We start from the raw sequence: 6,406 nt of genomic DNA, 5'->3' as shown, positions 1-6,406 counted from the left end.
GCAGCGTCCTGACAGCTTCGGTCGGCAAAGCTTTGAACTGGATGGTCATGGAAAAATCTCCGGTGTCGTGATTGGAAATTATGTCCTTGAACCCTCGCCGCCCACCCGATTCCTGCCAAATGTCGAAAAGCCGATCGCCCCTCGGCGATCGGCTCTCATCAGGTTCCTGTCAAAGGCGCCGGCTAATTAAATTTCGGAGCTGCGACTCAACGGATGAAATCGTCGAAGCGGCGCAGCGTCACCCGGCGATTCTGCCAGTTTTCGTTCTGCGTCTGCACCAGCAAAAACTCCTCACCGTAACCAACCGTTTCCAGTGCATGGCCGGGCACCCTAAATTCGCGCACCAATGTGCGCTTGAGCGAAGCGGCGCGCTGTTCGGACAGGGCCTGGTTCGACTGGAAGGAGCCGACGGCGTCGATATGGCCTTCGATCAGCACGCGGGCGCCGGGATCGCGGCGCAGGATTCGCCGCAGCGCGTCGGCAATAGTCTCGATCTTGTCGTATTGCGAGTTGGCAATAGCCGCCGAACCGAAGGCGAAGTTGATCGACTGGATATCGATCGAGCGGGCCATGCGGCGCAAATCCGGGCGCCGCTTGAATTCCCGGATGGTGACGCGCTCGTTCGGCCGCAATTTCACACGCGGTGCCGCCTCGAGCTTCCGCTCGATCGTCGCGGCCGAAGGCGTTGTCGCCTGGGCTGCGGCCAGGCTTGGCATGGCAATCGCCGCGATCAGCGCGGCGGCAAGAGTACGGCGGGTCAGCATGTCTTCGTCTCCTTCGGCCTTGGCCGCATTGATGGTGCGGGCAACATGCCAAAAGCAGCCTGAAGGGCCGATGAACGACAGGTTCAGATTCGAGCTGGTGTCAGCTTCCGGCTAGGGCCGCATGACGCTGGCCGCGCGCTCGGCGAAAGGCAGCGGATGCACGATTTCCTTCTTTTGCGCCACCGGTGCAAAGCCGAGCTTCTGGTAGAGCGGCAGAGCCGCCGGATGATCGAGCGTGCAGGTCTGCACCGTCACCCGCTTCGGCCCATGCGACCATGCGGCAGCGATCGCGGAGCCCAGGAACCAGCGGCCGATGCCTTGTCCCGTCGCATGTTCCATCATGCCGAAATAGGCGAGCTCGACTTCTTCCGGCAGATGCGGCTTGAGATCGAAGAAGCCGGCGGGTGCGCCGTCGAGATAAAGGACCCTGATGTCGCGATCCTCGCGATGAATGCCGGCGGCAAGCTCGTCGTCATCCAGCCTCAGCACATTGACCCAGTGCCATTTGCGCCCCACCCGGTCCATCAGATAGCGGTAGAAATGCAGCGGAATGTCCTTGGTCTTCAGCAGCGCGATCTGACGGTTGTAGGGCACCGGCGGCGAATAGGCCGGCGGCACATGCATCTCGAGAAACGTCACCGTGACGTCAATATCTTCCAGCGCGCCGTTTTCCATCGTCTTCATTCCTTGCCGATCACAACGGGGCCGGTCACGACAGGCGTGTCGGAAAGCCCGCCCCACTCCGTCCAGGAGCCGTCGTAAAGCCAGTTGTTGGTATGGCCAAGTGTTTCCAGCGCCAGCGTCACCACCGCTGCGGTAATGCCGGAGCCGCATGAGGTGACGACAGGTTTCGACAGATCGATGCCGGCCTCCTCGATCGCCTTGCGCAGGCGGTCCTTCGACAGCAGCTCGCCATTTTCCGACAGCGCCGAATAGGGCAGATTGCGCGCGCCAGGCATATGGCCGGAGCGGATACCCGCGCGCGGCTCAGGTTCAGTGCCGGTGAAGCGGCCCGGCCCACGGGCGTCGGCGATCTGGCTTGCCCTGGTGTCGACGATCCGGCGCATGTCGGCGAGGCTGGCGACGCGCCCGGAGTCGAAATCGGCATGAAACACGCTTGGCGCGATCTTCGTCGGCTCAGCCGTCACCGGTCTGCCGGCGGCTTTCCAGCCATCGAAGCCGCCATCCAGAATATAGGTCTGGAAGACGCCCATCACCCTGAACATCCACCACGCCCGGGGCGCCGAGAAGAAGCCCGGACCATCGTAGACGACGATGGTGTCATCGGCCGAAACGCCCATGGCGCCGACATACTGGGCAAAATGCTGCGGTGACGGCAGCGTATGCGGCAAGGGCGAATCCGGATCCGAAACGGCATCCTGATCCAGAAATCGTGCACCCGGGATGTGGGCCGAATCATACTCGCCGCGCGCATCGCGCTTCTGCGCCGGGAGATACCAGGATGCGTCGATGATCGTCAGGCCCGGCTCGCCGAGACGTTGCTGCAGCCAGTCTGCGTCGACGGTGAAGGGGCTGTCCTCGGCCATTTTGTGCTCCTGCTCGCCTTTTGGCGATCACTGTCTGTTCAGTTTGCCGGCATCGGCCCAAAGCGGATGCGGAAGCGCCGGTTTTCACGGCCCTTCTTCTCGATCTTGCCGATGTGGATTTCGCCGACTTCGCCAGTGCTCTTCACATGGGTGCCGCCGCAGGGCTGACTGTCCACCGAGGCGTTGTCGCCGATACAGACCAGGCGGATCTTGCCGGTGCCGGCCGGCGGCCGGACGTTCTTGGATTTCACCAGGCCGGGATTGGCGGCCAGTTCCTCGTCACTGATCAGCCTGACAAAGATCGGATGATCGGCCCGCACCAGCTCCATCAGCCCGGCGGTGATGTCCTCCTTGGTGAAGCCGGCATCCGGAGCGTCGAAGTCGACACGGCTGTCGTCCTCGGAAACGGCGGCACCGGTGATTGGAAACGGACAGACGACGGTGAGCAAATGGCAAGCCGCATGCATGCGCATCAGGAGATGCCGGCGTTCCCAGTCGATGGCCAGCCTCACCGTCTCGCCGACCTGTGGCACTGCTTGCTCCGGCGCCGGCACATGGATGATCTCGTCCTTGGTCTCGCCGGTGAGGGTAGCGGCAATGGCGATGCGGCTGCCGTCCGCGCGTTCGAGATAACCGGTATCGCCCGGTTGGCCGCCCGAAGTGGCGTAGAAGATCGTCCGGTCGAGGATGATGCCGCCGCGATCGTTGACGGCAACGATCTTCGCATCCGCCGTGCGCAGATAGGCGTCGTCGCGAAACAGGGCATCCGTCCTGTTTGCCATCACGCGACCTTTTCGAACGGCACCGAAATTGTGCTCTTCAGCTCCATCCAGCCTGGCACCGGCAGTTGCTTCTCGCGCAGGAATTCCGGGTTGAACAGTTTTGACTGATAGCGCGTGCCGTAGTCACAAAGAATGGTCACGATGGTGTGGCCGGGACCCAATTCCCTGGCCAGGCGGATCGCGCCGGCAATGTTGATGCCGGTCGAGCCACCGACGCAAAGCCCCTCTTCCTGGATCAGGTCGAAGACGATCGGCAGCGCATCCTCATCGGGGATCTGGAAGGAAAAGTCCGGCGTGAACCCTTCGAGATTGGCGGTGATGCGCCCCTGCCCGATGCCTTCGGTGATCGAGCTGCCTTCGGACTTCAGCTCGCCGCTGGTGTAGAAGGAGTAGAGCGCGGCCCCCAGAGGGTCGGCCAGCGCGATCTTCACATCCTTGCTTTTCGCCTTCAGCCCAAAGGCGACGCCGGCCAGCGTGCCGCCGGAACCGACCGCCGAGACAAAGCCATCGACCTTGCCCCCGGTCTGGCTCCAGATTTCCTCCGCTGTGGTGCGGATATGGCCGTCACGGTTGGCAACATTGTCGAACTGGTTGGCCCAGATGGCGCCGTTCGGCTCGGTCCGCGCCAGTTGCTCGGCCAGCCGCCCCGACAGTTTCACATAATTGTTGGGGTTCTTGTAGGGCACGGCAGGCACTTCGATCAGTTCGGCACCGAGCAGCTTGATCGTGTCCTTCTTCTCCTGGCTCTGTGTGTCGGGAATGACGATGACGGTGCGATAGCCGAGCGCCTTGGCGACCAGCGTCAGCCCGATGCCGGTGTTGCCCGCCGTTCCCTCGACGACGACACCGCCGGGTCTCAGCAGCCCACGCTGCTCGGCATCGCGGATGATGAACAGGCCGGCGCGATCCTTGACCGACTGGCCCGGATTCATGAATTCGGCCTTGCCCAGGATCTCGCAACCGGTTTGTTCCGAAGCTTTGTTGAGGCGGATCAAAGGCGTGTTGCCGATCGCGTCGATCACAGAACGGGGCATTCAGGATTCCTTGTGTAGGTGCGCCGAAACCCTAGAAACCCGAAGCTGCAGTTTCAAGGCAAGAATTTGTCTGGTCCAGTCGCATTTGCGGTACTGTAGTTGCGTCAGCGCTTCCCGAAACCGACCTCTTGCGCCACAGCTCATTTTCCGGCTGACGTTGAAAAGCAGCTTTTCATTCGATTTCTTCATCGCTAGAGCAAAGCACCAACAAGTCGACAGGGCGCAGCATGACACTCTACCGGGCCAACCCGAAGCACGGCGTCGCCTGGATCACGGGCGGATCGAGCGGCATCGGCCGTGCCCTGGCCAGGGATCTTGCTTCCCAGGGCTATGCCGTCGCGGTGACGGCGCTCGACGACGATCCGCTCGACACGCTTGTCGTCGAGACCGCGCAGATGCCGGGCAGCGTCACGGCCTTTCCCTGCGACGTCACCGACGAGCCGCGCATGGCAAGGACCGTCGCTGCGATCGAGAAGGAGCTCGGTCCCATCGTGCTCGCCATCTTCAATGCTGGGAATTACATTTCGACGCCGGGGGAGAATCTTGTCGTCAACGACTTTCGCCGGTCCTTCGAGGTCAATTATTTCGGCATCATCAACGGTCTCGTGCCCGCGGTCGAACGCATGCGTGTGCGGGCGCGCGGCCATGTCGTGCTGGTCGGCTCCGTGACGTCCTATTTCGGCTGGCCGACAACGGCCGCCTATGGCGGCACCAAGGCGGCCATCAACATCCTGGCCGAGTCGCTGAAGTATGATTTCGACAAGATGAACGTGCGTATCCAGGTGTTCAATCCTGGCTTCATCGACACCCCGCTGACTGAGAAGAACATGCTGCCGATGCCGGGACTGATGCCGGTCAGCCGTGCGTCGCGCCGCATGGCGCGGGGCATCAAATCGGGCGGCTTCGAAGTCCATTTCCCGCGCCGGACAAGCTGGCCGCTGAAACTGCTCGCCCTGCTGCCGAGGCCGCTGTGCAGAGGGTTTATCAGCCTGATGACCAGTTGGAAGGCGCGGCCTCTGCATTACGACCGCAAGCCGCCGATCGAATAGGACGCCTGCGAAATTGGCAGGCTCCCCGTTTTCGGGCCGCCGTCGCCATGGTTGAGACAAGTGCCGCGTGGAGTCTGCGATGGGGCGACGATCGTGCTTGCTGTGCTGGGCCTTATTGCCGTTCTCGCACTGGCCTTCGTGTTCGGCCCGCGCGTTCGCGTCGACACCACGATCCGTTTCGATCCCTCGCTCATCGGCGACGATCCGCAGGCCTATGTGGCAAAGGCGGAAGCCGCCATCCCCGGAATCCGAGACGGGCTGGAGAAGGAGATCGTCTGGGCCGATCCGTTGGTGCATGCCAGGACCCCGCTATCGATCGTCTACATCCACGGCTTTTCCGCATCGAAGGGCGAGGTCCGCCCGCTGCCTGACGAAGTGGCGGAACAGCTTGACGCCAATCTCTTCTACACACGGCTTACCGGTCATGGGCAGGATGGCGCGGCGATGACGCAAGGCAGCATCAATGCCTGGATCAACGACTATGAGGAGGCGCTCGCCATCGGCCGGGCGATCGGCGACAAGGTGATCGTCATCTCGACTTCGACCGGCGGCTCGCTGGCGGTCTGGGCGGCAACGCAGCCCGGTGCGTCGGACGGGGTGGCGGCGATTGCGTTCATCTCCCCGAACTTCGGGGTCAAGACTTCGGGCGCCGGGATCCTGACCATGCCGTGGGGCAAACAAATCGCCAGGCTGGTCGCCGGCAAGGAACATAGCTTCGTGCCGCGCAACGCGCTGAATGAAAAATTCTGGACCACCCGCTATCCGATCGAAGCAACCTTGCCGATGCAGGCGCTGACCGAGCTTGCCTATGGCGCGCCGGTGGAGAAGGCGACCGTCCCTGCTTTGTTCATCTTTTCTGATTCGGACAAAGTGGTGCGGGCCGACCGCAGCCGCGAGATTGCCGGGCGCTGGGGCGCGCCGCATGAACTGGTTCCGGTCGACGACACTGGCGACCCGGACAATCACGTCATTGCCGGCGACGCACTGTCGCCATCGACCACGGCGTTTCTGGCGCAAAGGATCGCCGTCTGGATCGAAGCGGTGGTGAAGTAGGCCGACGAAAAAGGGCGACCGAAGCATCGCTTCGGCCGCCCTTTTCTTGTTTCGTCTCGGCAATCAGCCAGCCGAAGCTTGACTGACTACAGCGCGGTCTGGCTTACGCGGCCCGCGCAGCCGGACGCTTACCGCCGAAGCGGCGCTTGTTGTTGCCCTTGAAGGCCGGCTTGGCGC

General features: G+C 62.6%; 8 protein-coding genes. 3 read left to right on the top strand and 5 right to left on the bottom strand.

Going from position 1 to position 6,406, the window contains the following annotated elements:
- Nucleotides 1-190 (top strand): hypothetical protein (locus EN991_RS40330; protein ID WP_206519216.1); only part of this gene is annotated, 190 nt, incomplete at its 5' end.
- A 16-nt stretch (nucleotides 191-206) separates the two neighbouring features.
- On the opposite strand, the gene EN991_RS18895 is transcribed toward EN991_RS40330, so the two are convergent.
- The 5 genes from EN991_RS18895 to EN991_RS18875 all read right to left on the bottom strand — a co-directional run bounded on the left by EN991_RS18895 (nucleotide 207) and on the right by EN991_RS18875 (nucleotide 4,127).
- Complete coding sequence (locus EN991_RS18895) at nucleotides 207-764, bottom strand: OmpA family protein (RefSeq protein WP_127369297.1); 558 nt, start codon at nucleotides 762-764, stop codon at nucleotides 207-209.
- Nucleotides 765-875: 111 nt separating this feature from the next.
- Entirely contained in the window at nucleotides 876-1,439 is a 564-nt protein-coding gene (locus tag EN991_RS18890; RefSeq protein WP_013531462.1) for a GNAT family N-acetyltransferase, read from the bottom strand.
- A gap of 5 nt (nucleotides 1,440-1,444) precedes the next feature.
- Nucleotides 1,445-2,311, bottom strand: coding sequence for a 3-mercaptopyruvate sulfurtransferase (gene sseA / locus EN991_RS18885; RefSeq protein WP_127369296.1), 867 nt, complete (start codon nucleotides 2,309-2,311; stop codon nucleotides 1,445-1,447).
- A gap of 38 nt (nucleotides 2,312-2,349) precedes the next feature.
- Nucleotides 2,350-3,093 (bottom strand): alanyl-tRNA editing protein, encoded by a 744-nt coding sequence (locus tag EN991_RS18880; RefSeq protein WP_027163370.1) that lies wholly within the window; start codon nucleotides 3,091-3,093, stop codon nucleotides 2,350-2,352.
- Nucleotides 3,093-4,127, bottom strand: a complete 1,035-nt coding sequence (locus EN991_RS18875; protein ID WP_064994176.1) for a cysteine synthase A — start codon at nucleotides 4,125-4,127, stop codon at nucleotides 3,093-3,095. The genes EN991_RS18880 and EN991_RS18875 overlap by 1 nt, the downstream gene beginning before the upstream one ends.
- Before the next feature lie 227 nt (nucleotides 4,128-4,354).
- On the opposite strand from EN991_RS18875, the gene EN991_RS18870 reads away from it, so the two are divergent.
- Nucleotides 4,355-5,176 carry an SDR family oxidoreductase gene (locus EN991_RS18870; protein WP_127369295.1) on the top strand — a complete coding sequence of 274 codons (822 nt, stop codon included), beginning with the start codon at nucleotides 4,355-4,357 and terminating at the stop codon, nucleotides 5,174-5,176.
- A gap of 90 nt (nucleotides 5,177-5,266) precedes the next feature.
- Nucleotides 5,267-6,229: an alpha/beta fold hydrolase gene (locus EN991_RS18865; RefSeq protein ID WP_127369298.1), complete on the top strand. Its 963-nt coding sequence runs from the start codon at nucleotides 5,267-5,269 to the stop codon at nucleotides 6,227-6,229.
- Nucleotides 6,230-6,406: the final 177 nt, after the last annotated feature.

It is taken from the genome of Mesorhizobium sp. M7A.F.Ca.US.005.03.2.1 (genome assembly GCF_003997795.1).
Taxonomy (GTDB): domain Bacteria; phylum Pseudomonadota; class Alphaproteobacteria; order Rhizobiales; family Rhizobiaceae; genus Mesorhizobium; species Mesorhizobium ciceri.
Note: the sequence above shows the minus strand (reverse complement) of the source record. Positions and strands in the feature narration are given on the sequence as shown.